The following is a 24826-nucleotide window of genomic DNA, read 5'->3' as shown; positions in this document are numbered from 1 at the left end:
ATATGAAGCATGAGAGGAGTATGTACATGGACTTCCGGGCAATAGAAAACAACGACCAGGCCACTCTGTATTTTACCGGTGAATTGGATATGGCTGTCGGGGATAAAGTCGGAGATCTGCTGAGAGAATACGGAGAACGGAACGGTTCTGTCGTCGTTGATTTTCACGGTGTGACTTTCGTGGATTCTTCCGGGATCGGCCAACTCTTTTTCACGACAAAAGAATTGATTTCCCTGGGAAAACAAGTTGAGATTATCAATGTACGGGAAGAAATCCTGGATATTCTGCACGTGTTGGGTTTTGCGGAAGCACTTGGCATCTCGTTGAAACAAGCATAAGAAAGCGGGTTTGACGGGCTGAGCCTCGATTGTATATAATATGTACGATGAAATGACCACTTCTAAAAAGCAATGAACCATGAACGGGAAGAGTAGATCAAGACGCCTTGGCAGAGAGGGAGAATCAAAAGCTGCGAGATTCTCTAAGGACGGGACTGATCGAAGGTCGCCCGGGAGTTGTTTCGGTGAGAGCGAAAAGCTGTAGCCGCGACCGGTTTACAACCGTTATCCTGTCTAAGTGAGCGCTGCTCGGTACTTTTACACAAAACAGCGCTAACAAAGGTGGTACCGCGAAACAATCCTTTCGTCCTTTGAGATGAAAGGTTTTTTTATTTTCCGAAGGAGGCTACGTTATGTCAAACCAACAAGCAACCAATGACATTGACCAACTGCTGCCGAAGAACTACGATCCCAAAGCAGCCGAATCCAAGTGGTATAAGTACTGGATGGATCGCCAGTTTTTCAAGGCGGAGAGAGACCCGGAAAAACGTCCGTTCACGATTGTGATTCCGCCCCCGAATGTAACGGGCAAGCTGCATCTGGGTCATGCACTGGACACAACGCTGCAGGATATCATCACCCGGACGAAGCGGATGCAGGGCTACAGTACATTGTTTTTACCGGGAATGGACCATGCAGGAATCGCAACACAGGCCCGTGTAGAGGCAACACTGCGTGAAGAAGGCATCTCCCGTCACGAGCTGGGGCGTGAAAAGTTTCTGGAAAAGGTATGGGAATGGAAGCATATCTATGCCGAGCATATCCGGGAGCAATGGGAAAAACTTGGTCTGGCTCTGGACTATTCCCGCGAGCGTTTTACGATGGATGAGGGACTTTCCCGCGCTGTGCGTGAAGTGTTTGTCCGTCTCTATGAAAAAGGGCTGATCTACCGCGGAAACCGGATCATCAACTGGGACCCTGCTGCTCGCACAGCTCTCTCGGATATTGAAGTCATTTACAAAGAAGTAAAAGGTGCCCTGCACCATATGCGCTACCCGCTGTCTGACGGAACCGGCTATATCGAAGTAGCAACCACTCGTCCGGAAACCATGCTGGGTGACACGGCCGTAGCTGTTCATCCGGAGGACGAGCGCTACAAGCACCTCGTCGGCAAGACCGTTATCCTGCCCATCGTCGGACGCGAGATTCCGATCGTCGCAGATGATTATGTCGATCCGGAGTTTGGTTCGGGTGCAGTAAAAATCACACCGGCGCACGATCCCAACGACTTTGAGCTGGGGCAAAGACATAACCTCCCGCAAATTGTCGTGATGGACGAATCCGGAACCATGAACGAAAATGCAGCCGGATACAAAGGGCTCGACCGCTTTGCATGCCGCAAGCAGATTATTGGGGATCTGACAGAGCAAGGTGTCATGTTCAAAATCGAAGAGCATATTCACCAGGTTGGCCACAGTGAGCGCAGTGATGCGGTCGTAGAGCCGTATCTGTCGACACAATGGTTTGTAAAAATGCAGCCGCTGGCCGATGCAGCGCTAGCCAACGCATACAGCGAAGAGAGTGTCAAATTTGTTCCGGAGCGTTTTAAAACCAACTACCTGCGCTGGATCGAAAACATTCGCGATTGGTGTATCTCTCGTCAGCTTTGGTGGGGACATCGGATTCCGGCCTGGTATTGCCAGGACTGCGGGGAAACCATCGTCTCCCGCGAGGACGTAGGCGAGTGCCCGCATTGTCATAGCCACAAGCTGGAGCAGGATACCGATGTGCTGGATACGTGGTTCTCATCCGGTCTCTGGCCGTTTTCAACCCTGGGCTGGCCGGAAGAGACAGAGGACATGAAGTATTTCTATCCGACCAATGTACTCGTGACCGGATATGACATTATCTTCTTCTGGGTAGCGCGGATGATTTTCAGCGGACTGGAGTTTACCGGAAAAAATCCGTTTGAAACCGTACTGATCCACGGAATTATTCGGGATTCCGAGGGACGGAAAATGTCCAAATCACTGGGCAACGGCGTAGACCCGATGGAGGTCATTGAAAAATACGGAGCGGACGCACTGCGCTTTACGCTCGCTACGGGCAATTCACCGGGGAATGACCAGCGTTTCTACTGGGAAAAGGTTGAGTCCAACCGCAACTTTGCCAATAAAATCTGGAATGCTTCCCGTTTTGCGTTGATGAACATGGCGAATTTCCGTTATGAAGACATTGATCTGAGCGGCAATCTTTCCACACCTGACAAATGGATTCTCTCCCGCCTCCAGAACACGATCAAAGATGTGACCCGTTTGATGGATCTGTTTGAATTTGGCGAAGCGGGACGTGTGCTCTACAACTTCATTTGGGATGATCTGTGCGACTGGTACATTGAGATGGCGAAGATCCCATTGTATGGTGCCGACGATGCTGCGAAGAAGACAACCCAATCGGTTCTGGTAACCGTTCTGGATCAAACGCTCCGTCTCTTGCATCCGTTTATGCCGTTCATGACCGAAGAAATCTGGCATGCGCTTCCGCATGAAGGGGAGAGCATTACGATTGCAAAGTGGCCAACGGCGAATGAACAGTGGATCTTCCCTGATGCCGAAGCAGAAATGGATCTGCTCGTCGAGGTGATCCGCAATGTGCGCAATATCCGTGCGGAAGTGAACGTGCCGATGTCCAAGAAAATTGAGCTGTTGATCAAGCCGGGCGACGAGGCTACACTGGCGCGTCTGAAGCGCGGCGAAGAGTACCTGATTCGTTTCTGCAACCCGGAGAGATTGGAGATCAGTGAACAGCTGCAAACACCGGATAAGGCCATGTCAGCAGTCGTTTCGGGAGCTGAGCTGTTCTTGCCGCTGGCGGGTCTGATCGATTTGGAGCAAGAAGTGAAGCGTCTTGAAAAAGAGCTGGCAACTCTTCACAGTGAAGTGGAACGAATCGAGAAGAAGCTGAACAATCCGGGCTTCATGGCTAAGGCTCCGGAAAAAGTAGTTGCAGAGGAACGCGCCAAAATGGCTGGATACATGGAAAAACGGGATAAAGTTAAGGCTCGTTTATCAGAGTTAAAAGGCGAATGATTTGTCGTCCCCCTGCATAATTTGAGAATGGAGCAATGCGGCATGAAAACTGAAGGTATGGGTGCGTACAAAGAAGCATTAGACTGGCTCCACGGATTGCTTCGGTTCGGACAAAGACCAGGACTGGAGCGGATAAAGTGGATGCTGCAGCAGGTAGGCCATCCTGAGCGCCGACTGGCTTTTGTTCACGTTGCTGGCACGAACGGGAAAGGGTCAACCTGTTCCTATATCAGTCAGATGCTGTTAGAGGCGGGGTACAGCGTGGGTACGTTTACTTCTCCTTATCTGATCGATTTCCGGGAAAGAATCCGCTACAACGGAGCGATGATACCAGAAGATCACCTGGTAGATTTGGTCAGGGAGGCAAAGCAGTTGGTTGAGCGCTGTGAGTCAGAAACGGCTTACGGCTCTCCAACTGAATTTGAAGTGATCACGTTGATCGCTATCCTGTATTTTGCCAATGTCACGAGACCGGCAGTTGTGGTCTGGGAAACGGGATTGGGAGGACGGCTTGACTCGACCAACGTCGTTATCCCGATTGCCACGGTCATCACGAACATAGGAATGGATCACATGGACGTGTTGGGAGGAAGTTTGGCAGAGATTGCCCGGGAAAAGGCGGGGATCATCAAACCGGGTGTTCCTGTGATTACCGGTGAAAAACGGGAAGAGGTACTTGCCGTCCTTCAGGAGGCGGCTGACCGGTCGCGCAGTACTGTGTACCGCATAGGTTCACAATTTGAAGTGGAGCAGCTTCAGGAGCATGTGGGAGAGCAGGTCATTCGCTACCGCAGCCTGTTCAGGCGTGGGGAAACAGATTACCGTCTTTCCCTGAACGGCCCGCATCAGGCAGAAAATGCAGCTCTTGCTCTAATGACTATCGACGTACTGCGAGAGTTCTTCTCTTATCTCCTGGAGGAAAAAGAAATTGCGAGAGGCTTGCAACAAACTCGCTGGCCGGGACGTCTAGAGGTAGTCTCAGAGCGGCCAATGGTCTTGCTGGATGGGGCACATAATCAGGAAGGAATTGAAGCGCTGGTTGCCAGCTTGAACAGCTTGGCATCGCCCGGCACACGCCTACATGTGCTGTTTTCCGGGCTGGCTGACAAACCGCTGTCGAGCATGGCACAAGCGCTGAGAGGATTGCAGACAAAAGTAGAAACCGTTCGACTGACATCGTTTGACTTCCCTCGCGCAGCGGAAACCAGTCATCTGTATGACGCATTCTTGACGGGTGGCTGGGACGAGGAGCAAATGGAACTTGTCTCCGACTGGCGGCAGTTTATTGCTTCTTGGGTGGAGGACAACCGAACAGCAAACGGCGACGACTGGTTGGTTGTCTGCGGTTCGCTCTATTTCATCGCCCAAGTGCGTACATTCTTTCCCACTACTGTAGAAGAGGCAGGTGAATAGGGTGGATCAGGCCCAACACGTCCACTTTGTGGGTATAGGCGGTTATGGTATGAGTGCCATTGCCCGCGTCTTGATCGACCTTGGATACAAGGTAACCGGCTCCGATGTCGCCATGAACGACCTTGCGAGAAAACTGGAACAGCGAGGAGCCATCGTGCATATAGGGCATGACGCATCACATGTCAGAGGGTGCGATAAATTAGTGTATTCCACGAGTATTTCACCGGATAATCCCGAAGTGATAGCAGCAATGGAATTAGGGATTCCGGTGATGCATCGCTCCAAGATGTTGGCCAGTATTTTAAATGAGCGGACAGGGGTAGCTGTTGCGGGCGCCCATGGGAAAACTACGACAACGTCTATGATTGCACATGTGCTGGAAGTCTGCGGTGTTGATCCCACGTTTATTATCGGCGGTGAGCTGATGAGTGCAGGGACCAATGCAAAAGCGGGAAAAAGTGACTTTGTCATCGCGGAAGCAGACGAAAGCGACGGCTCGTTTCTGGAATACCAGCCCGTCTATGAAGTGGTAACCAATATCGAGCCCGATCATCTGGAGCATTTTGACGGGAATTTTGCCAACCTGAAGCGAGCGTATGCCAAATTCCTCAGTCATTTGAAGCCGGGGGGGAAAGCGATTCTCTCTCTGGATGATGAACATATTCGTGAATTGATGGAAGGCGTTTCGGAGGGCGTAGTAACCTATGCGATTCAACCCGCGTACATCGACAACGCTGATTTCTGCGCCAGGGATATCGTTTGCGGTGACCGGCAGACCCGATGCCAGGTCTATCATCAAGATGTACGGTTGGGGGAACTGACCCTCTATGTGCCGGGGACTCATAATATTTCCAACGCTCTGGCTGCGATTGTCGTTTGCCTGGAGGCTGGCCTCAGCTTTAATCAGATTGCTGCCGCCTTTCTCACATTTAGCGGAGCAAAACGCCGTTTCCAGATAATTGGCGAAGCGCGCGACATATTGGTAGTCGATGACTACGCGCACCACCCAACGGAAATCATGGCGACCCTGAACGGAGCGAGAGCATCAGGACGTCGCGTTATCGCGGTTTTCCAGCCCCAACGCTACACACGTACCTTCTTCCTCATGGACGAGTTTAGCAGAGCCTTCGGGGAAGCAGACGAGGTCATTATTACAGATATCTATTCGCCAGCAGGCGAAGCGCGGATTGAAGGTGTGACAGCAGAAGTTCTGGTGGAGAAAATCCGTACGAACAGTCATCCCCGCGCGCAGTATATCCCCACAAAGGAACTGGTGCAGGATCATCTTGTCCAGTCTCTGAAGCCGGGGGATCTCGTGCTGACAATGGGTGCAGGAGATATTTGGAAATCAGCGCGCTGGTTAGCAGATCAACTGGAGAAATAACGAATACGACTGGATGAAGAAAGCCCGGATGCGATGTCCGGGCTTTTTTGCTGTGCAAAGATGCCCACTTTTGGAGATTCTAAGAAAAACGGGATCACCACGCAGTGGATTTTGTATTGTCAAAGCGAGGACAAATCCTTATAATTAGTACCAGGTACTAATATCTAGTAATAAAAAGGGAAGGGGCTCAGCCTGATGAAGCGAATATCAACGGCGCGGATTACAGCGATCGGTACGTATGTACCCGAGCGCATTTTAACCAATACGGATTTGGAAAAGCTCGTAGATACGTCAGATGAATGGATTGTCCAGCGAACGGGGATGCACGAGAGAAGAATCGCAGCCGAGGACCAATACAGCAGTGACTTGGCCATTGAAGCTGTAGAAAACCTGCGGCAGGATTGGCAAAAAGAGCTGGCAGACGTCGATCTGATCTTGGTGGCGACGACGACTCCCGACTATCCCTTTCCCAGTGTGGCGAGCAAGCTGCAAGCTCATTTTGAAATGACCCATGCGGGAGCTCTTGATCTCAATGCCACTTGTGCCGGCTTTGCTTATGCCCTGCATGTGGCAGACGGGATGATCAGCGCAGGTCTGCATCGCAAAGTCCTGGTCGTCGCCACAGAGACGATGTCAAAGGTAACCGATTATACAGATCGCAGCACGTGCATTCTTTTTGGTGATGGAGCTGGCGCTGTCCTGGTGGAAGCGGATGCAGACCAGCCATCCTTTCTCTCTGCACATTTGGGAACGAAGGGTGAGGGGGGCATTCACGTCTATCGTTCCGGCCTGTCCCAAAAAATGGGCGAACACGTGTTGACCGGAGGCGGGTGTATCGTACAAAACGGACGTGAGGTTTACAAATGGGCGGCAACCACGATCCCGAAAGGAATGAAAGCAGTCGTCGAGAAAGCGGGTTATACGCTTGACGATGTAGACTGGTTTATCCCACACAGTGCGAATCTGCGAATGATCGAATCGATTTGTGAGAAAAGCGGCTTCCCATTGGAAAAAACACTGTACAGCATGGAGTACTTCGGAAATACATCGGCAGCGTCAATCCCGCTGGCATGGAACAAGGGCATCAAAGAGGGCAAGCTGAAGCCGGGGGATACGATCCTGGTATACGGCTTTGGAGGCGGACTGGTTCACGCCGGACTCCTGCTTGACTGGAATCCGTCGAAACCTTTGTAATACCCTTCACGCCCAAGTCATAACCTGTCCCTCTCAGGCGTATGCTTGTAGAAAGTAGCCTGGGTAGAGGAGGCGTTTGGGGTGAACGGGGAAAGAAAGAGCAGCAAAGTGAAGGTGAAGCTGAACGGAGAGCACTGGAATCAGCAGCGAGCTGAGAGAGAAAAGAGCGTGTCTCAGCCGATTCGCTGGAATACAGTGGCCAAGCAAACTCCGGTAACCAAACAGGCGAGGGAAGGGGATGCTTGGTCGAGGCTCGCTCAACTGCGGAGCAAGGCTGAGATCGATACGCCGGAGCCGTGGATGGATCAGATTCTGCCCGCAGAGGAAAACCGGGACACTATTGGTGGTCCCCGTAGCAGAGCACGCCTGGTCGTGCCTGATTGGGTCCACAGCCAGGGCTGGGTCAAAACGCTGCTGACAACCGGAGGAGCGGTGGCCATCGGTCTGTTTTTTGGCTTTGTGGTGCTGGCCGTCTTCAACCAGGAGCAGCTTAACCAATCCTATCAAACGGTTTTGAGCGATACGGTAAACACCCTGACAGCACAATCGAGCGAAGTGAAAACACCGTCAACAGCAAAAGAAGGAGAGAACAAGCCGGTGTCAGGGCAGATCCAAGCGTCTGTCGCAGCGGTGAAGGTAAATCTGCCTGAGGAGCGTTTGTTTGTCGCTCAGGCTGGCGCATTTCAGCTGGAGGTGCCTAGGGAGGCGGCTGTAGCTCCACTGAAGGACGCTGGTTTTCCTCACCTGTTGTACAAAGAGAGCGGCAAGCAATTCCTCATCGCGGCCGGCACCCCTGATCGGAATGCTGTTCTTGGCTTTGCCAGCAGTCTGAAACAAAAAGGGATAGACGTCTATGTGAAAGAAATGACGATCCCCGGACTGAACAAGGAAATCGCAGTAAACGGGGGAGCTGCTGGTGAAAAAGCACCTGATTTGAACAGCTTTTTGCAAAACGGATGGAAAATCACTAAAGCGCTCTCCCTGCAATCGGGCATGGTTGCAAGCTCGGGCCAGCCTTCTGTTTCAAAGGTGTCGGATGCTGATCTAAAAGAGCAGCACCGCCGTTTCCTGGAGGAAAGCCGCACACTCCAGACACCAGAAAAATGGCAACCGCTGTTTACGGGGATGATGAACGGAATCAACCAGGGGATGGCCGCGCATGACAAGATGCAGGAATCGATGGCTGGACAAAAGCAAAACAGTGCGGAATCATATGCGTGGCAAGTTCAGGCTGGTGTGCTTCAGTTTTGGGAATCCTACTCGGATTGGGTGGCGCAGATTGAAAACGAAGGATAAAACAGAGGATGTGTCAGAACTCCGGTTAATTTCTTGCTGGAGTTCTATTCTTTTTGTACAGTTATTACCAAGGGCATTACAGGGATTGTTTCGCGAGGTTTCATTTGCTACACTTATGGTTGGCAAAAATAGAATCCCTTACAACAGGGAGTGGAGCTTTTCATGAAGGGGAAAGAAACGCTTACGCTATTGTTTCTTTTAATCTCCGGTTTGCTGTGTGGAAGCATTTTGGGAGAGATATTAGGGCCGTGGGTCCCTTTTCTGACGAAGAGTAAACTGATAACATGGTCACCTGCAGCCGATTTAGAGATTTTGAAGTACGACCTGACCTTTCAGGTAAAACTAAATCTGGCTAGTATTGGAGGGCTCGCCCTCGCATTTTGGATATATCGCAGAATGAAGTAGGGAGAACGACATGAAATCAAGTACAACTCTTATTTTGGCCTCCTCATCTCCGCGTCGACGCGAGCTCCTGCAGACAATCGGACTTAGCTTCACCGTGATCACGAGTGATGTAGATGAGTCTACAGAACCTGATCTTTCTCCACAAGAAGTAGTAGAACAGCTTGCTTATCGAAAAGCAAAGACAGTAGCTGAAAAGGTGGAGGAAGGAGTCGTTCTCGGCTCTGATACGGTGGTGGTTTTGGACGGCGTCATTTTGGGCAAGCCCACTGACGAAGAGCATGCATTTCAGATGCTCACCTCCCTCCAGGGAAGGGAACACGTCGTATACAGTGGAGTAGCCCTGATTGATGCGAAAACAGGGCGTGTCGAACTGAATCACAGCAAGACACAGGTTAGGATTCGGTCGTTGACCGAGCGGGAGATCCTCGCTTATATCCGGACTGGAGAGCCGATGGACAAGGCTGGCTCTTACGCCATTCAAGGGATTGGTGCCACCTTGGTTGAAAGCATCGCCGGCGATTATTTTACCGTTGTCGGTTTGCCACTTCGGCTGACGGCAGATATGCTTTCTCGTTTCGGAATTTCCCTGCTGTAACGAGCATATAAAAAAAGCGGCGACGGCCGTACATCTTCGGGGACCCATCGCTGCCAGCCGTTTCTGCTATCATCCTATCCGATGAGAGATGGAGGCGGTAAAAAATGGCGCATGAAAAGTGTAACAAAATACACATGAAAAACGTCCCTTATTATGACCGTCCAAGGGAAAGACTGCTTCGGGAGGGAGCAGCTTACCTATCGGATGCAGAACTGATCGCCATTATGCTTCGTACGGGAAGAGAAAAAGAGACAGCTTTTCAACTGGCGCAGCGCTTGTTAGCCACCTTCGGCGATATCGGCGGATTGGCACAAGCCTCTCATGCTGAGCTGACAGATATCAAAGGGATCGGTCCAGTAAAGGCGATTGAATTACAGGCATCGTTTGAACTGGGACGGCGGGTTTTGGAGTTTTCTCGAAATCAGCGGACGACGATCCGACTGCCTCGAGATGTTGCAAACCTGATGCAGCACGAGCTCAGGCATCTGACACAGGAGCATTTTGTCTGCCTGTTTCTGAACACGAAAAATCAGGTGATCGGAAAGCAGACGATTTTTGTCGGCAGTCTCGATGCATCCATCGTCCACCCGCGGGAAGTATTCAAAGAGGCGATCAAACGCAGCAGTGCTTCGGTCATCTGCTTACATAATCATCCCAGCGGCGATCCGACGCCTAGCAGGGAGGATATTGCAGTGACGCGGACTCTGAAAGAGGCTGGCGAGCTGATCGGTATCTCCTTGCTGGATCATGTCATTATTGGCGATGGCAGCTATGTCAGCCTGAAGGAGCAGGGATATCTCTAATCCCCGCTGTTTCGCTAACTACTCACACTACTTACGAGCAATTGGAACTTAGCGGAAGGAGTTTTTCTATGTTTGGTGGATTTTCTCGTGACATGGGGATTGACCTTGGCACTGCCAATACACTTGTTTATGCAAAAGGAAAAGGAATTGTTGTTCGCGAACCGTCCGTTGTGGCGATCCGTACAGATACGAATACAATCGAAGCAGTCGGTAATGCTGCAAAGAATATGATCGGCCGTACGCCGGGGAATATCGTTGCCGTTCGTCCAATGAAGGACGGCGTGATTGCGGACTTTGAAACGACTGCTACGATGATGAGATACTTTATTAATCAGGCGCAAAAGAATCAAGGCTTGTTCAGTCGCCGGCCTAATGTGATGGTCTGTGTTCCTTCAGGGATCACTGCTGTAGAAAAGCGGGCTGTAGAAGATGCGACCAAACAAGCAGGAGCCAAAGAAGCCTTTACGATCGAAGAGCCGTTTGCGGCCGCGATCGGAGCAGACCTGCCTGTATGGGAACCGACTGGCAGCATGGTCGTTGATATCGGCGGAGGTACGACTGAAGTCGCGATTATCTCGCTCGGCGGGATTGTTACGGCTCGTTCTATTCGCGTAGCCGGTGATGAGATGGACGAAGCAATCGTTCAATACATCAAACGAAAGTACAATCTCATGATCGGTGAACGAAGCTCGGAGACGCTCAAGCTGGAAATTGGCTCTGCCATTGCCCCGGATGAGCCCGAGTCTGTGGAGATTCGCGGCCGCGACCTTGTGACCGGCTTGCCGAAAACAATCAGTGTGAGCAGTACAGAGGTTGCAGAAGCATTGGCTGAGACCGTAACTGCCATTGTCGAAGCCGTGAAAGTAACATTGGAAAAAAGTCCGCCTGAACTGGCAGCGGACATCATGGATAGAGGAATCGTACTGACCGGTGGCGGGGCTTTGCTGCGCAATATGGATCGTCTCTTGAGCAAGGAAACCGGCATGCCCGTTCACGTTGCTGAAAACGCTCTGGATTGTGTAGCAGTCGGAACCGGCCGTGCCCTGGAGAACCTTCATTTGTTCAAATCAAAGCACGGTATCACCTCTTCCCGGCAAAAACGCGGTAGATAAACGGAGGTTGCGTCATGTCGTTTTTCGGGAATAAGCGACTGATTATTGTCCTTGTGGGCCTGGTTTTGCTCATTACTATTGTGGGCTTCACGTCCCGGGAACGGTCTAAACTCAGCTGGCCGGAGATGTTCTTAAAGGATACATTCAGCGTGGTGCAGGGTATTTTTTATCGCCCTGCCCAGGCTGTTTCCGGCTTTTTTCAGGGAGTTGGCGATGCTTACAATGTTTACGAAGAAAATCGGACGCTGAAAGCAAGTCTTGATCAATATACAAGAACAACAGCGGAAATTCACGAACTGAAAGCAGAAAATGACCGTTTGCGGGAGCTTTTGAATACACGGGATAGCCTGGTTAAATCGTTTCAGCTTCGAGTCGCCGAAACAGTCGCTCGAAATCCGGATACATGGAATAACACGATTACAATCGACAAGGGATTAAAACAGGGTATTAAAAAAGATATGGCCGTGATGACTGCCAAGGGCTTGATCGGACGGATACAGAGCGTCTCGAACTTTTCTTCTACCGTCGAGCTGTTGACTAGCTATGAGCGGCGGAATCACATCTCTGCTTATATTCAAGTGAAAGTCCCTACTGCCAATGGCGGAACGACCTATCAGAATATCAGCGGAGTGATTGAAGAATACAATGCACAGGAACGGCTTTTAGTCATGCGAAAAATTGCGTGGGGACAGAAGATTGAAGCAAATCAGCAGGTTGTCTCTTCGGGTCTTGGCGGTGTGATTCCCCCCAACCTGCCGATTGGTTACGTCGTGCGAACAGAGCCGGATGACTACGGCTTGACCCAGACTGCTTACATTCAGCCGAGCGCAGACTTTTCCCAATTAAACGAAGTGATGGTGGTTGAGAGGGACTTTACGTTTTCACCCTCCGGAGAGATGGTACCAACCCAGCCGGAACAGCCCCCAGCTTCTCAGGGAGGGAAATAATGTCACGCTTCCTGTTGACGCTGACGCTGCTGCTGTTATTTATACTTGAAGGTACAGTGATTCAGTTCGTATCACCTTCCTCTTGGGGTCTGTCCTGGATGGCAGTACCCCGCTTTGCACTTGTGGGAACGCTTCTGATTTCCATGTTCCTGGGCAGGAGGGAAGGGCTGTACTACGGTCTGGCCATCGGGCTTCTTCACGATGTGCTGTACGGACAGGTCGTCGGTCTGTACTTGGTAACGATGATGGTCGCCAGTTATTTTGCAGGGCTGATCGTGCTTTTGTTCCAACGCGGTTTTGCGATGATCATGGTCACCTGTTGCTTGATTCTGTTCGGCCATGAATGGCTGCTGTACAGCATTCATCGGCTTTTCGCAACGGCGCCGTATGACGTTCATTGGATGCTCAATCGGCAAATTTTGCCAACGGTTGCTCTCAATGTGTTTTTTGCCCTGTTGATTTACGTTCCTATGAAAAATTTATGCCAAGCAGTGAATGCAAAACGAGATGTTCCGTTGGAGTAAAAAGCCAAATGGACGCATTATCCGGGAAGGAGGAGAGCAGTCGTGGATGAAAAAAAGGAACTGAAATCTCATATTCCGGTGCGATTAAACATTCTGTTTGTCGTTGTGTTTCTTTTTTTTGTGGCGATTATTCTTCGACTGGCCTATGTCCAGTTGGTTGAAGGAGAACAATATCGGCATCAATTGGAAAAATACAGTATTCGCGAGCTTCCGATATCTGCTCCCCGCGGCCGGATACTGGATTCGAACGGGGTCGTGCTGGTTTCAAACAAACCGGTTTATACGATCACGTACGTGGAAGAGCAGGGGCAAGACATCGACGAAGAGCAAGTGGCTGACCGCTTAGCCAGAATTCTGTCCATGGACGTCGATAAAATGGGCACGGACGAAGAATTATTGAAAACAACGATTGAACTGAACTCTACCTTGCCGGTCTCCTTTAACCGCCAGGAAACACAAGCGTTGATCGGCAGGCTGGTACCCAAGCTGCATAAGCTGCCCAAACCATCCCAGTTGGACAGCATGACAGATTACGAGCTGGTCAAAACAGCCTTGTACGTGGGCCTTCGTGTCCGCAATCCCTTCGACAACATCGAGCGGGAAAAAGTAATGAGCATGTTGAAGACGAAGCTGAATGCTCCCGGGCAGTCTTTAGCGTTTGACGGAATGTCCGATACCGAGCTCTTGAAAAATGCGATTTCTGCCAATATGGAATTGAACCTGACGTTGGACAAAGACGACCGCACGGATTTAACCAAAGAGGTCAAGTTCCAGCTCGCCAAGCTGCCTTCTCCAGATGAATTGCAGAAGAAGTCGGATATGGATTTACTGCGTTATGCATCTCTGTTCGGTCTGGAAGTCAATTTGAATTTGACAGAGCAGCAACGACAGTTTCAATGGCATAAACTCTCTTTGCTCAAAGAAATGCGCTCCGCTCATCTACCCAGCTATATCCCGCGCCGGGTGAAGGTGAACATCAGCGAGAACGAGCGATTCCAGATTGAGGAGCGGCTGTCGGATTTGCCAGGGATCGCGGTGGTGCTGGAGCCCGTCCGGGAGATCTTCAGGGACCCCGACAAATCGGCTTTCGGCACACATATTTTGGGCTATACCAACGCGATTCGCCCAGAAAACCTGAAGGAATACCTGGCTCAAGGCTATAACCCTGTTGATCGCGTCGGCGTATCCGGCTTGGAGAGCTACTATGAGCGTTACCTGAGAGGGAAAGACGGAATCGAGGAAGTGCACGTCAATAAAAACTCCGAGACACTGGAGCGGAACCTGCGACGTCCCGCTGAGCCGGGCAATGATCTGGTACTCTCGCTGGATTGGCGATTCCAGAGCAAGGTAGAAGCGATCTTGAAAGAAGAAGTAGAAGCATTCAAGAAACTGCCGAGTACGCCCAAAGAGTTCAAAGACGCACATGTGCTTGTACTGAATCCCAAAACAGGCGAAATTCTGGCGATGGCCAGCTACCCTGACTACGATTTGAACCTGTATTATGACCGAAAAGAGTTTAACAAAAGATACTCAACAGAGATTCTGCCAAATGAATTAAACCACTTTATCAATGCAGCATACCCTCCGGCTTCCACGTTCAAGCCGCTGTCGGTCATGATTGCCCTTCAAGAAGGGCTGACCAATCCCAACGAAACGGTGTATGACCGAGGCGGACTGGATATAGGAACCTCTTACAAGAGGAACTGGAAGCCGGGCGGTCATGGTCCGGTGAACGCGCGGACAGCTTTGAAGGTGTCCAATAACACCTATATGTACGAAATGGCGGTGCGGTTGGCGAAACGTCCGGGGAAGGATTGGATTTCCAAACTGCCGGAGCAGTTCTCTCTACTCCGCTATTACAGTTCCCAGTTTGGTTTGGGCGTCAAGACAGGTGTCGACTTGTCGGGTGAGAGAACAGGCATGCCCAACCCTTATAAGCAATACGGAAACCTGGCGGACGCCCTGATCGGGCAGTACGACAGCTATACTCCGATGCAGCTCGGGCAGTACGTTTCCACGATTGCCAACGGCGGCTACCGGATGCGGCCGCATCTGGTCAAAGAAATCCGCAGCGGCACCACTGATCCCAAGCAAGCAGGGAAAACCCTTTCTGTGATTGAACCGCAGGTATTGAACCGGGTAGATATCGATCCCAAATATATCAAGGTAGTTCAGGAAGGGATGCGACTTGTTACCCAGCCGGGCGGTACGGCTTCCCGGATGTTTACCGGTCTGCCGTTCACGGTCGCAGCCAAAACAGGTACGGCTCAAACCGGGAGAAAGGCGGAGAATGCGGTACTGATGGGGTATGCTCCCTATGAAAATCCGCAGATCGCTTTCGTGGTCGTCGCCCCGAATAGCTTGCGGGACGGCACCTCCAGCTCCGATGCGACCGGTCATGTGGCTCGCCGCTTGCTGCAAACTTACAATGAATTATTCCCGGGTGTCCTCTCTCCAGCTCCTCCTGCGGGTGCAACATCTACATCTGAGACTGAACAACCGGCTACCTCCGTTTCTTCTACTGTATCTCACGGGTCTTCAGGACAATAATAGGCCTGAAGACCGACCTGTTTCGGCAATTTTTTCACGCAGAGCAGGAATCTTTTGTCATCATGGCGAATGGTATCGGTCGAGGTGAAACAGGTGACGACTGTCAAAAGCAAGGTCACAATCAAGGGAACCAAAGAAGGACTCGTCTTTTTCATGGATGATACCTGCACCTTTGAAGAGCTGTTGACCGACTTGCGCGAAAAAATAGAGCATAGCCATCAAAAAATTCTGTCAGGCCCGCTGATCCGCGTGTCTCTGAAACTGGGAAAACGATATTGTTCGGCAGAACAGCAGGAGCAAATGACCCAGATTATCCGGCAAAAAGGGAATCTTGTCATCCATACGATCGAATCTGATGTGATTACGAAGGAAGAGGCTTTTGCCGAGCGCCTGAAATCTACGTTTTCCTTGCAAGTGGTTACAGTTCGCTCTGGTCAGGTACTGGAGTTCGATGGTGACCTGCTGCTTTTGGGAGATGTAAATCCGGGCGGGACGATACGGACCACAGGGAGTATTTATGTGTTGGGAAATTTGCGCGGATATGCACATGCAGGGATCAAGGGCGATACGCAGGTCATTATCGCTGCCGCTGTCATGTCGCCAACACAGCTGCGGATCGCAGAAGTGATCAGCAAACCGGGTGAAGAATGGGCCAGCTCCACAGGTGGCACCGAGTTTGCTTATCTGGAAGATGGCACGATGCTGGTAGCCAAAATGAACTACTTGTCCCGGATACGCCCGGAACTAGGTGAAAACAAAAATGAGATACAGATGTAAATAGTGGTGCTTGGGCGACTGGGTCGCCACTACGAGGGAGGAACGGATGTGGGTATTGGAATTGTCGTAACATCAGGAAAAGGCGGCGTGGGAAAGACGACCACCTCCGCCAATCTGGGAACAGCGCTTGCGCTTTTGGGACAAAAAGTGTGCATGGTCGATACGGATATCGGGCTTCGCAATCTGGATGTCGTGATGGGGTTGGAAAACCGCATTATCTACGACCTGGTCGATGTAGCGGAAGGCTCCTGCCGTTTGCAGCAGGCTTTGATCAAGGACAAGCGTTTTGAAAACCTGTCATTGTTGCCAGCTGCACAGACCAAAGATAAATCAGCAGTCCTGCCGGAGCAGATGGAAGAGATCATCACGCAGCTTAAGCGTGAATTTGATTATGTCGTCATTGACTGTCCAGCAGGAATTGAGCAAGGCTTCCGCAATGCGGTTGCAGGTGCTGATCAGGCGATTGTGGTTACCACTCCGGAAAAAGCGGCAGTTCGTGATGCAGATCGCATTATCGGGCTGTTGGAGCGCGAAAAAATGGGGATGCCCAAGCTGGTGATCAACCGAGTTCGACCGCATATGGTAAAAAATGGCGATATGCTGGACGTGGAAGATATTCTGGATTTGTTAGCCATTGACTTAATCGGTGTTGTACCGGATGATGATCATGTTATCAAAGCGGCCAACCAAGGGGAGCCGGCTGTTATGAATCACGAATCAAGGGCAGCCATTTCCTATCGAAACATCGCACGCAGACTTCTCGGGGAGGCAGTGCCACTCCAGCCGCTGGAGCAGAAAACGGGAGTACTGCAGAAAGTGCGCAAGTTTTTTGGTTTTAAATAAACCGTTGATTGCACATAGTGAAAAGAACAGGAGGTATCCTGTTCTTTCCTTACGTCTGTGCAATATTTCGTCGAAATGCTATTTTGACTAAAGGCAACAGGTTTTCTAGGAGGAGGAATCATGGACCTGGAAAAACGGCATTTGAAGCTCATTGACTGGCCGATTTTGTTGATCCTAGTGGGATTGTGCATCTATAGCTATCTGGGCATCAGCGGATCCGCAAAAGGTATGGATGGGGCCATGAAACAGGTGCTTTGGTATGTCATCGGGTTCGGCGTGATGGCTGTCACACTGTTGTTTGATTACCGGATCTACAGTTCGTTGTCCTATGTTTTCTATGCGATCGGGATTATATTGTTGATCGGTGTTTTCAAGACAGAGCCCATCAATAATACAACTAGTTGGTATAATCTGGGGCCTGTGCTGCTTCAGCCTGCGGAGCCAATGAAGCTGTTTACAATTTTGGCAGTTGCCAGGCTATTGTCCAAGCAAGCTGAAAACCCCAACAGGTACTATTACTTCTATCAGCTGCTGCCAATCATGGTGATGGTCGGGGTCCCCACTTTGCTGATTCTCATGCAGCCTGACTTGGGAAGCTCGCTTGTATTCTGCTCGATCCTCGCGACGATGCTGATTGTGGGCGGAATCCGGATGAAACATGTACTTTATCTGGGGACGCTGATTGGCGGCTTTTTTGGCGGCATGACGTATCTGTACATGTATAATCAGAACATCTTCTTTAAAATCGTGAAACCATACCAGTGGGATCGTGTCATCTTCTGGTTAAACCCTGATCTGGAAGCGATGGGAAAAGGCTTCCAATTAAAGCAGTCCTTGATTGCCATTGGCTCGGGTCAACTGTTTGGAAAAGGGATCAATACGCCAACGCAGGCCAGCTTTGGCTGGGTACCTGTTGGGGAAAGCGACTTTATTTTTACAGTCATTGCGGAGAAGCTGGGCTTTATCGGAGCCGGCTTGCTGATGATCCTGTTCTTCTTTCTCATCTACCGCATGATTCGGATCGCCATGGAGGTCAAAGATCCATTTGGCTCTTACGTGGTAGCCGGAGTTGTCGGGATGCTGACCTTTCAGGTGTTTGAAAACATCGGCATGACGATCCAACTGATGCCCATTACGGGAATTCCGCTGCCCTTTATCAGCTACGGGGGAAGTTCGCTGGTGACCAATTTCCTGATTATGGGAGTTGTTTTGAACGTCGGCATGCGAAAAGATAACCTCCGGTTTGACTGAAAAGAGCAACTTACACAGATTGTAAAATGCGTGACAAATAAAATCGATTGTGATACACTCAACCTAAGTTAACCATTTTTACTAGCTGTAGTGATTTGATGGATTGGTTGTGGGTCGTACCTTCGGTGAGAAACCGCCACCATGTGGTCAAGTCTCCTAAGGGTATGACTTTTTTCCATACCAGAAAAAGCTTCTCTGTAAAAAAGGGTTAACGGTACACTTTCTCGCCTCATAGAGGCGCAATGTTTAGGAGGTTTGTTTCATGCAACAAGGTATCGTGAAATGGTTCAATGCGGAGAAAGGATACGGCTTCATCCAAGTTGAAGGTGGAGACGACGTATTCGTACACTACAGCGCAATCCAGACAGATGGCTTCAAAACCCTGGAAGAAGGCCAAAAAGTAGAATTCGAAATCGTTCAAGGTAGCCGCGGTCCGCAAGCTGCCAACGTTGCAAAAGTGTAAATTTTGGCAGATAAGAAAAGCAGTCTCCTATAAGGGGGACTGCTTTTTTGCATCTAATCCCTCCATAGGCCGAGCAGCGCATATTGCAGCGAGACAAGTCATATGATGTACCATAGCTTGGCCTTGCGGAGGGATGGAACATGTTTGAAGAGGTAAATCGAGTCAAAGAAAGAAGAAGGGAACGAATGGATCGGCTCCGCACCCAGCCGCGGGACAGTTTTGCTCCCTTTGTGGATGACTGGAAAGATCCCATCGATGATGATCTCGATGTGTTCCCGCTGTCTTCCCAAGCGAACCGAGAACGCATGTCTCCCTCTCCTCCACAAGAGAAATGGAGCATGCAGATCGCAGCGTCGTTGCTCCTGATCGGTCTGGCTTATCTGCTTTTCCAATCCTCCCTGCTGCCCTCCTCCTGGCAAATCCAAGCGCGAGAGGTCATGACACGCGATTTTAATTTTTCGGGTGCGGCCAACTGGTATACAGCCCGATTTGGCTCATTGCCCACGTTGTTGCCCTCCATGACAGGGTCAAATGCGGTTCCGGCCGCGACCCCGAAGGTAGCCAACGCGTGGAAATGGCCGACTGCCTGGAGGGTAGTGAAACCCTTCGACCCCCAAAACACCAAGGTCGTATTAAGCACGGAAGGAGAGGGAGCAGTAGTCATGGGAGAACCGGGATGGGTGACGTATATTGGAGATAAGCCGGGCTATGGAAAGACCGTGGTCGTTCGGTTGACCAAAGGAAGAGAGCTCTGGTTTGGAAATATGGATCAGGTCAAAGTAACTGTGGACGAATTTCTCGCACAGGGGCAGGTGATCGGGGTCCCAAGATTGTTCCAGGAAAATTCCCGCCATTTGTACCTGGGAATGTTCGTGCAAGAAAAACCAGACAATCCGCTGGAAGTGATCTCCTTTGAGTGAGTGGCGTCTCTATGGTGTCCGTATTCGCATCCATCTGCTCTTTTGGGCTGTGATTGGTCTATCGCTCCTCATGGGCATGTTCACGGAGATGCTGACTTTGTTTATCATCGTCTGCATTCATGAATTGGGGCATGTCGCCGTGGCCCGGGAGCTGGGCTGGACCGTTACGGAAGTGCAGTTGTTGCCTTTTGGCGGAGTGGCAACCATGGAAGAGGCGTATGCTACCGACCCCCTGGATGAAATTGTCGTGGCACTGGCCGGGCCGTTTCTCAATGTGTTGATGATGGCGTTTTCGTGGTTTTGCTGGTATACCGGTTTCTGGACTGAGGAATGGGCCGTGTTTTTTCTGAAAAGCAACCTGATCATTGCGGGTTTTAACCTCTTGCCAATCTGGCCGCTGGATGGGGGACGTATTGTACAGGCAGTGCTATGCTGGTACCTCCCTTATCGGAGTGCGGCTGTTTCTTCGCTGGCCACAAGTACACTGCTCGCGGCACTGATGCTGGGAGTGGCCAGTCTTTCCCTTCACTTGAATATCGCACTCGTGGCCTTGTATTTGCTGGCAATCAATATCGAGACCTTTTTGCGCTTTCCCTACCAATTTATCCGCTTCTTGATGGAAAAGTACAGGCGCCACCATCACGGAGAGAAGCAGGAAGTCCGGGCGCTGACCGTTTCTCCGACGGCCAAGGCGATCGAGGTTTCTCATTTGCTTTGTCGCGGTTGCACCCATCTGGTCTATGTCAAGGGGACGGGAGTGTTGCCGGAGGAACAGCTCCTCCATGCCGTGCTTTTTGAGAAAAAGCACGACACGAATGTCAATCAACTGTTTTAATCGACTGCTGCTGGGGGAGAGGTGCACTCCATTAACCAGCAATCCCTTTTCTGTCCCTCATGCCATTCATGCTGAGGGAGCAGCTTTACTTTGTGAAAACCGCATTTCTCATAGCAGCGAATCGCACGTTCATTCCAGGCTTGGGGGTCCATGATCACCCGAGTTGCACGTTTGTCTGTGAAAAGAATCCGAAGCACAAGAGTGACCATTCGACTGCCAATCCCTTGATTCCAGAGAGCAGGCTCGCCGATAAATTGGTCCATGCCATAGACAGCTTCCGTCTGATCATAGCCGTAGTTCAGCTTGTCCTCTTCGGAGAGCGGATAGTACTGAACATACCCGATCGGGCTGGAATTCACTTCGACTAGACAGCGAGTGCATTCTTCCTCGTCCTCCGGAAAAAAGTGCTCCCGCACCATCTCCCCATCATGAGGCCGATCCCTTCCTTCATAATATGTCAGGACCCGTTCATCCGTCAGCTAGGCTACAAGCTGTCCGGTATCTGCGGGGGATAGAGGCCGTATGGTAATGACAGATTTCCTACTTGCAGTCATGTGTAAATCCACTCCTTATCTATGGGCTTTTCCGGGCATGCGCTTTATTTACATAACGCACCTTGCCCTGCTCCTCTCTACTGTGCTTTCCGCTTTCTTTTCCTTTGTCGCTATGCTAGATTACACTTGGAGGAATCCGGATGTTTCAAACATTATATGGACTCCCGCAAAAATCCTTCCTGGCTGTAGAAACAACAGTTTGAAGACAAGCAGGCAGATCAGGAAAAAAGGGACAGCACAGGGCTGCAAGAAAGGAAGCAAGGGGTGGACCAGGTGAGGAAAATCGGAATCACAACTGTTGACGGACAAGTCCGCATCGCCCTGATGAACCAAAGAGAGCTGGTAGAGTTGCGTCTACAGCCGGCAGAAAGTCAACCAGAGGCGGGGGCCATTTATTATGGAAAAGTAGCAAAAGTCGTACCCGGAATCCAGTCTGCCTTTCTGGACATCGGCTCGGGGACGCAGGCCTATCTCTATGTGGAGGAAGCCGTCACGATGAAGAGCAGAGAAACACTCCCGCCCATCAATAGCCTGGTACGACAGGGGGAGTCTCTCCTTGTTCAAGTCATAAAAGAAGCGACCGAGACAAAGGCGCCGCGCCTGACTACCCGGGTCAGTCTGCAGGGGCGCTTGCTCGTCTATTTTCCGCCAGAAGGGAACGGCACTGGTGAAGAGCCCATCTCGCTTTCGCGAAAACTAAAAAATGACGAACAGCGAAAGCGCCTGTACACAGTGATGCAAAGGCTGCTCAAACCGGGCGAGTCTTGTATCGTGCGCACAGAGGCCGCAGAAGCGGACGAAGCACTGCTGGAGCGGGAGTGGCTGTTCTTGCGGGAGCGCTGGCAAAATGCTTGGCAGGCTGTTCAAGGGAAAAAGTCCCCTTTTCCAGTATGGCAGGGAGAGGACCCAATAGAGGGCGCCCTGCGTGACTTTCTGCAAGGTGGCGCCCACGCCATCGTGGTAGAAGGAGCTGAGCTGTATCAGCATATTCGCAAGCTGATGGCCGTGCTGTTTCCGGAGGAACTTGACAAGCTCCAATGGTATCACCAAAAAGAACGGCTATGGGAGGCATGGGTTGTCAACTCGCAGCTTTCTACGGCCCTCCGGCGGGAGGTGCCGCTGCCTTCTGGGGGAAATCTTGTCATTGAACGGACAGAAGCTCTCACGGTGATCGATGTGAACACGGGAGCATTTCTGGGCAAAGGTGGGCAGCAGCGGGAGCAGGCCGTCACCCAGGCCAATCTCGAAGCCGCCAAGGAAATCGCTCGGCAGCTTCGCCTGCGCGGCATTGGCGGCATGATCGTGATTGATTTTGTCAATATGCAGGATACTGGCAATCGAGAACGTGTGCTGGAGGCTTTGCGGACAGCGCTGGCTGATGATCCGGCTCCCACTGCAGTGCTTGGGATGACCGCGCTCGGACTGGTAGAGATGACAAGAAAACGAACGAAAGCAAGTCTCGCTGAGCTCTTGACGGAAGAATGCGATTGCTGTCAAGGAAGCGGACGTAGACGAAAAGCGGACGAGTATTTGTTGGATCTGCGGGACGACCTGGCCGCTTTGGCACGCAACCAGGAGGCGGAGGCTGCTGTGGTGGAGCTCTCCCCGAGGTTGTATCGGCACTGGCAACGGTGGCAGGCTCGTGGTACTGCTCTGCCGCTGCAGCTTCATGTGTATCTGAGCATGGATTGGGCGGAAGACAAATATCGAATCGTGTATGTGGGAAACAGGGAGGAAGCAGAGCGGCTCAGTCTGCTCAGATCAAAAGATTCTTGACTGGGCGTTTCCTGCTGTGGTATCCTAATGGTTGTTATACAGCTATGCCTCGCGCATACTGTAACCGCACGAACCAGGTAGGAAAGACGCCCGCGCGGCGCACCTGCACAGGCGAGTCTGAGTATAGGAGGTGCACACAATGTACGCTATTATCGAAACCGGTGGAAAACAGTACAAAGTAGAAGAAGGAGCAGTTCTCTTTATCGAGAAGCTGACTGCAACTGAAGGTGACGTTGTTACTTTCGACAAAGTTCTCTTTGTAAGCAAAGACGGCAAGGTTACAGCAGGAGCTCCTACTGTAGCTGGCGCAACGGTAACGGGTAAAGTAGAAAAACACGGTAAAGGCCAAAAAATTATCGTGTACAAATACAAATCCAAGAAAAACTACCGTCGCAAGCAAGGTCACCGTCAACCGTTCACTAAAGTAGTGATCGAAAAGATCAACGCTTAATTGCGGTGAGCGGCCATGATTGAAGTGATCGTGAATCGAGCGCCGTACGGAATCAAAGAGGTGTGCATTTCCGGACATGCCAATGCCGCTGCCTATGGCTCGGACATTGTATGTTCTGCCGTTTCAGCGATTAGCTTCGGCATTTTGAATGCAATTCACCCTCTGCTCGGCACCATGCCGCAAGTCACACAGGCCCCGCAGGGCGGCGGGTTTCTCCGCTGGAGCATTCCCTCCCTGGAGGATGAACAGCTTCATGAGAAACAGCAATTGCTGGCGGAGAGCATGGTTATAGCCTTGCTCGCGGTTGCTGAGCAGTACGGATCATACGTTTCGGTACAAGATGACAAATGGCAAGGAGGTGCCTCATAATGAAAATGCTGTTTACTGTAGACCTTCAGTTCTTCGCCTCCAAAAAAGGGGTAGGTTCTACGAAGAACGGTCGCGACTCGATCGCCAAACGTCTTGGTGTGAAACGCGGCGATGGTCAATTCGTAAAAGCCGGTAACATCCTCGTTCGCCAACGCGGTACGAAAATTTACCCAGGTGAAAACGTGATGAAAGGCGGAGACGACACTCTGTTTGCAACTGCAGACGGTGTTGTTCGCTTCAAGCGTCTGGGCCGCGATCGCAAACAAGTGGTGATCGAGCCGGTCGCTTCTCAAGCGTAAATACGGAAACGAAAAACCCAGCCTTGTTGCTGGGTTTTCTTTATGTCCGGGGGTTCCTGTGTTACAATGAATGAAGAAAGAAATTCTTATCGGTTTGGGTGGGAAAGATGATAGACGAGCGGAAGCTGTTTACACAGCAAACAGACGAACTGCTGACCGTATTGAATCGGCAGCGTCATGACTGGTTGAATCATGTTCAGGTATTGCTTGGCTATCTCCGTTTGGGTCGTCCTGAGGAAGGAGAGGCTTACCTGAAACGCGTATCTGAGCTTGCCATGCAGGAGAGTTTGCTGGCCCGGCTAAACTGCTCGATGTTATCCGTCTTCTTTTTAACTTTCAATGCACTACATAAGGACATGCTCATGGAAGTAGACGTGTGCACCGAAGTAGATCTTGCACGGGCTGTATTGGATCAGGAAGCGTTGTTCCATATGGTTTCAGGGATTGTCTGCACACTGAATGAGCATCTCGAAAGAAACCAGTTTGAACCAGCCAGCATACAAATCACCCTGTTTCAGGGCGACGGCGGCATACATTTCCGCTTTGATCTCGCGGGAAAAATTCATGCATCCGGTGCGGCTGTCATGGAAAAACTGGTACGTGACGGGATGGCAAGCACGGTGTCCGTCGCTGAGTGGTTACATACAGATGAGGAATGGATACTGGAATTGGTGGTTCCAGTTGTCGAAGGATAGAGG

At 50.9% G+C, this 24826-nt stretch carries 25 protein-coding genes and 2 other annotated features; of the genes, 24 read left to right on the top strand and 1 reads right to left on the bottom strand.

Annotated elements, in window-relative coordinates; genetic code table 11:
- Nucleotides 1-26 precede the first annotated feature (26 nt).
- The 19 genes from NDK47_RS18540 to NDK47_RS18450 all read left to right on the top strand — a co-directional run bounded on the left by NDK47_RS18540 (nt 27) and on the right by NDK47_RS18450 (nt 20679).
- Nucleotides 27-338 (top strand): STAS domain-containing protein, encoded by a 312-nt coding sequence (locus tag NDK47_RS18540; RefSeq protein ID WP_251871259.1) that lies wholly within the window; start codon nt 27-29, stop codon nt 336-338.
- A 70-nt stretch (nt 339-408) separates the two neighbouring features.
- Nucleotides 409-653, top strand: a binding site (T-box leader).
- A gap of 38 nt (nt 654-691) precedes the next feature.
- Complete coding sequence (locus tag NDK47_RS18535) at nt 692-3367, top strand: valine--tRNA ligase (protein ID WP_251871258.1); 2676 nt, start codon at nt 692-694, stop codon at nt 3365-3367.
- Between the two features lie 42 nt (nt 3368-3409).
- Complete coding sequence (locus NDK47_RS18530; protein ID WP_251871257.1) at nt 3410-4780, top strand: bifunctional folylpolyglutamate synthase/dihydrofolate synthase; 1371 nt, start codon at nt 3410-3412, stop codon at nt 4778-4780.
- A gap of 1 nt (nt 4781) precedes the next feature.
- Nucleotides 4782-6164 carry a UDP-N-acetylmuramate--L-alanine ligase gene (gene murC / locus NDK47_RS18525; RefSeq protein ID WP_251871256.1) on the top strand — a complete coding sequence of 461 codons (1383 nt, stop codon included), beginning with the start codon at nt 4782-4784 and terminating at the stop codon, nt 6162-6164.
- Nucleotides 6165-6359: 195 nt separating this feature from the next.
- Nucleotides 6360-7358: a ketoacyl-ACP synthase III gene (locus tag NDK47_RS18520; RefSeq protein WP_305883342.1), complete on the top strand. Its 999-nt coding sequence runs from the start codon at nt 6360-6362 to the stop codon at nt 7356-7358.
- Nucleotides 7359-7439: 81 nt separating this feature from the next.
- Nucleotides 7440-8654, top strand: a complete 1215-nt coding sequence (locus NDK47_RS18515; protein WP_251871255.1) for a hypothetical protein — start codon at nt 7440-7442, stop codon at nt 8652-8654.
- 162 nt (nt 8655-8816) lie between these two features.
- Nucleotides 8817-9059 (top strand): DUF4321 domain-containing protein, encoded by a 243-nt coding sequence (locus NDK47_RS18510; protein WP_251871254.1) that lies wholly within the window; start codon nt 8817-8819, stop codon nt 9057-9059.
- Between the two features lie 10 nt (nt 9060-9069).
- Complete coding sequence (locus NDK47_RS18505) at nt 9070-9654, top strand: Maf family protein (RefSeq protein WP_251871253.1); 585 nt, start codon at nt 9070-9072, stop codon at nt 9652-9654.
- Between the two features lie 104 nt (nt 9655-9758).
- Complete coding sequence (gene radC, locus NDK47_RS18500) at nt 9759-10457, top strand: RadC family protein (RefSeq protein ID WP_251871252.1); 699 nt, start codon at nt 9759-9761, stop codon at nt 10455-10457.
- A gap of 68 nt (nt 10458-10525) precedes the next feature.
- Complete coding sequence (locus NDK47_RS18495; protein ID WP_251871251.1) at nt 10526-11569, top strand: rod shape-determining protein; 1044 nt, start codon at nt 10526-10528, stop codon at nt 11567-11569.
- Nucleotides 11570-11583: 14 nt separating this feature from the next.
- Nucleotides 11584-12516, top strand: coding sequence for a rod shape-determining protein MreC (gene mreC / locus NDK47_RS18490; protein WP_251871250.1), 933 nt, complete (start codon nt 11584-11586; stop codon nt 12514-12516).
- Nucleotides 12516-13040: a rod shape-determining protein MreD gene (gene mreD / locus NDK47_RS18485; protein WP_251871249.1), complete on the top strand. Its 525-nt coding sequence runs from the start codon at nt 12516-12518 to the stop codon at nt 13038-13040. The genes mreC and mreD overlap by 1 nt, the downstream gene beginning before the upstream one ends.
- Nucleotides 13041-13082: 42 nt before the next feature.
- Nucleotides 13083-15590 carry a peptidoglycan D,D-transpeptidase FtsI family protein gene (locus NDK47_RS18480; protein WP_251871248.1) on the top strand — a complete coding sequence of 836 codons (2508 nt, stop codon included), beginning with the start codon at nt 13083-13085 and terminating at the stop codon, nt 15588-15590.
- A gap of 69 nt (nt 15591-15659) precedes the next feature.
- Nucleotides 15660-16367: a septum site-determining protein MinC gene (gene minC, locus NDK47_RS18475; RefSeq protein WP_251876238.1), complete on the top strand. Its 708-nt coding sequence runs from the start codon at nt 15660-15662 to the stop codon at nt 16365-16367.
- 48 nt (nt 16368-16415) lie between these two features.
- The gene (gene minD / locus NDK47_RS18470; protein ID WP_251871247.1) at nt 16416-17210 is read left to right on the top strand and encodes a septum site-determining protein MinD; all 795 of its coding nucleotides are present in this window, start codon (nt 16416-16418) and stop codon (nt 17208-17210) included.
- 120 nt (nt 17211-17330) lie between these two features.
- A complete protein-coding gene (gene rodA, locus NDK47_RS18465) occupies nt 17331-18461 on the top strand; it encodes a rod shape-determining protein RodA (protein ID WP_251871246.1) in 1131 nt (376 codons plus the stop codon).
- Nucleotides 18462-18723: 262 nt separating this feature from the next.
- A complete protein-coding gene (locus tag NDK47_RS18460) occupies nt 18724-18924 on the top strand; it encodes a cold-shock protein (protein ID WP_251871245.1) in 201 nt (66 codons plus the stop codon).
- Between the two features lie 140 nt (nt 18925-19064).
- A complete protein-coding gene (locus tag NDK47_RS18455) occupies nt 19065-19844 on the top strand; it encodes a M23 family metallopeptidase (protein WP_251871244.1) in 780 nt (259 codons plus the stop codon).
- Nucleotides 19837-20679 (top strand): M50 family metallopeptidase, encoded by an 843-nt coding sequence (locus NDK47_RS18450; protein WP_251871243.1) that lies wholly within the window; start codon nt 19837-19839, stop codon nt 20677-20679. Before NDK47_RS18455 ends, NDK47_RS18450 begins: the two co-directional genes overlap by 8 nt.
- Here NDK47_RS18450 and NDK47_RS18445 read toward each other — a convergent pair.
- The gene (locus NDK47_RS18445; RefSeq protein WP_322112064.1) at nt 20676-21095 is read right to left on the bottom strand and encodes a GNAT family N-acetyltransferase; all 420 of its coding nucleotides are present in this window, start codon (nt 21093-21095) and stop codon (nt 20676-20678) included. The genes NDK47_RS18450 and NDK47_RS18445 overlap by 4 nt on opposite strands.
- A 411-nt stretch (nt 21096-21506) precedes the next feature.
- Between NDK47_RS18445 and NDK47_RS18440 the strand changes: the two genes are divergently transcribed.
- The 5 genes from NDK47_RS18440 to NDK47_RS18420 all read left to right on the top strand — a co-directional run bounded on the left by NDK47_RS18440 (nt 21507) and on the right by NDK47_RS18420 (nt 24823).
- Nucleotides 21507-23009: an Rne/Rng family ribonuclease gene (locus NDK47_RS18440; protein WP_251871242.1), complete on the top strand. Its 1503-nt coding sequence runs from the start codon at nt 21507-21509 to the stop codon at nt 23007-23009.
- Between the two features lie 52 nt (nt 23010-23061).
- Nucleotides 23062-23138, top strand: a sequence feature (ribosomal protein L21 leader region).
- Between the two features lie 10 nt (nt 23139-23148).
- Nucleotides 23149-23460, top strand: coding sequence for a 50S ribosomal protein L21 (gene rplU, locus NDK47_RS18435; RefSeq protein ID WP_251871241.1), 312 nt, complete (start codon nt 23149-23151; stop codon nt 23458-23460).
- Nucleotides 23461-23475: 15 nt separating this feature from the next.
- Nucleotides 23476-23829, top strand: coding sequence for a ribosomal-processing cysteine protease Prp (locus NDK47_RS18430; protein WP_251871240.1), 354 nt, complete (start codon nt 23476-23478; stop codon nt 23827-23829).
- Between the two features lie 5 nt (nt 23830-23834).
- Nucleotides 23835-24128, top strand: a complete 294-nt coding sequence (gene rpmA, locus NDK47_RS18425; RefSeq protein ID WP_305883393.1) for a 50S ribosomal protein L27 — start codon at nt 23835-23837, stop codon at nt 24126-24128.
- A gap of 107 nt (nt 24129-24235) precedes the next feature.
- The gene (locus NDK47_RS18420) at nt 24236-24823 is read left to right on the top strand and encodes a Spo0B domain-containing protein (RefSeq protein ID WP_251871239.1); all 588 of its coding nucleotides are present in this window, start codon (nt 24236-24238) and stop codon (nt 24821-24823) included.
- Nucleotides 24824-24826: the final 3 nt, after the last annotated feature.

Origin of the sequence: Brevibacillus ruminantium, from assembly GCF_023746555.1 — a bacterium.
GTDB classification, from domain to species: Bacteria; Bacillota; Bacilli; order Brevibacillales; family Brevibacillaceae; genus Brevibacillus; species Brevibacillus ruminantium.
The sequence above is the reverse complement of the archived record's forward strand: the minus strand, read 5'-3'. Positions and strand labels throughout refer to the sequence as shown.

Bases quoted from the DNA above. Each gene is read 5' to 3' on its own strand.
- NDK47_RS18540 (WP_251871259.1), top strand. From the start codon at position 27: ATGGACTTCCGGGCAATAGAAAACAACGACCAGGCCACTCTGTATTTT.
- NDK47_RS18535 (WP_251871258.1), top strand. From the start codon at position 692: ATGTCAAACCAACAAGCAACCAATGACATTGACCAACTGCTGCCGAAG.
- NDK47_RS18530 (WP_251871257.1), top strand. From the start codon at position 3,410: ATGAAAACTGAAGGTATGGGTGCGTACAAAGAAGCATTAGACTGGCTC.
- NDK47_RS18520 (WP_305883342.1), top strand. From the start codon at position 6,360: ATGAAGCGAATATCAACGGCGCGGATTACAGCGATCGGTACGTATGTA.
- NDK47_RS18510 (WP_251871254.1), top strand. From the start codon at position 8,817: ATGAAGGGGAAAGAAACGCTTACGCTATTGTTTCTTTTAATCTCCGGT.
- NDK47_RS18505 (WP_251871253.1), top strand. From the start codon at position 9,070: ATGAAATCAAGTACAACTCTTATTTTGGCCTCCTCATCTCCGCGTCGA.
- radC (WP_251871252.1), top strand. From the start codon at position 9,759: ATGGCGCATGAAAAGTGTAACAAAATACACATGAAAAACGTCCCTTAT.
- NDK47_RS18495 (WP_251871251.1), top strand. From the start codon at position 10,526: ATGTTTGGTGGATTTTCTCGTGACATGGGGATTGACCTTGGCACTGCC.
- mreC (WP_251871250.1), top strand. From the start codon at position 11,584: ATGTCGTTTTTCGGGAATAAGCGACTGATTATTGTCCTTGTGGGCCTG.
- mreD (WP_251871249.1), top strand. From the start codon at position 12,516: ATGTCACGCTTCCTGTTGACGCTGACGCTGCTGCTGTTATTTATACTT.
- minC (WP_251876238.1), top strand. From the start codon at position 15,660: ATGGTATCGGTCGAGGTGAAACAGGTGACGACTGTCAAAAGCAAGGTC.
- rodA (WP_251871246.1), top strand. From the start codon at position 17,331: ATGGACCTGGAAAAACGGCATTTGAAGCTCATTGACTGGCCGATTTTG.
- NDK47_RS18460 (WP_251871245.1), top strand. From the start codon at position 18,724: ATGCAACAAGGTATCGTGAAATGGTTCAATGCGGAGAAAGGATACGGC.
- NDK47_RS18455 (WP_251871244.1), top strand. From the start codon at position 19,065: ATGTTTGAAGAGGTAAATCGAGTCAAAGAAAGAAGAAGGGAACGAATG.
- rplU (WP_251871241.1), top strand. From the start codon at position 23,149: ATGTACGCTATTATCGAAACCGGTGGAAAACAGTACAAAGTAGAAGAA.
- NDK47_RS18430 (WP_251871240.1), top strand. From the start codon at position 23,476: ATGATTGAAGTGATCGTGAATCGAGCGCCGTACGGAATCAAAGAGGTG.
- rpmA (WP_305883393.1), top strand. From the start codon at position 23,835: ATGCTGTTTACTGTAGACCTTCAGTTCTTCGCCTCCAAAAAAGGGGTA.
- NDK47_RS18420 (WP_251871239.1), top strand. From the start codon at position 24,236: ATGATAGACGAGCGGAAGCTGTTTACACAGCAAACAGACGAACTGCTG.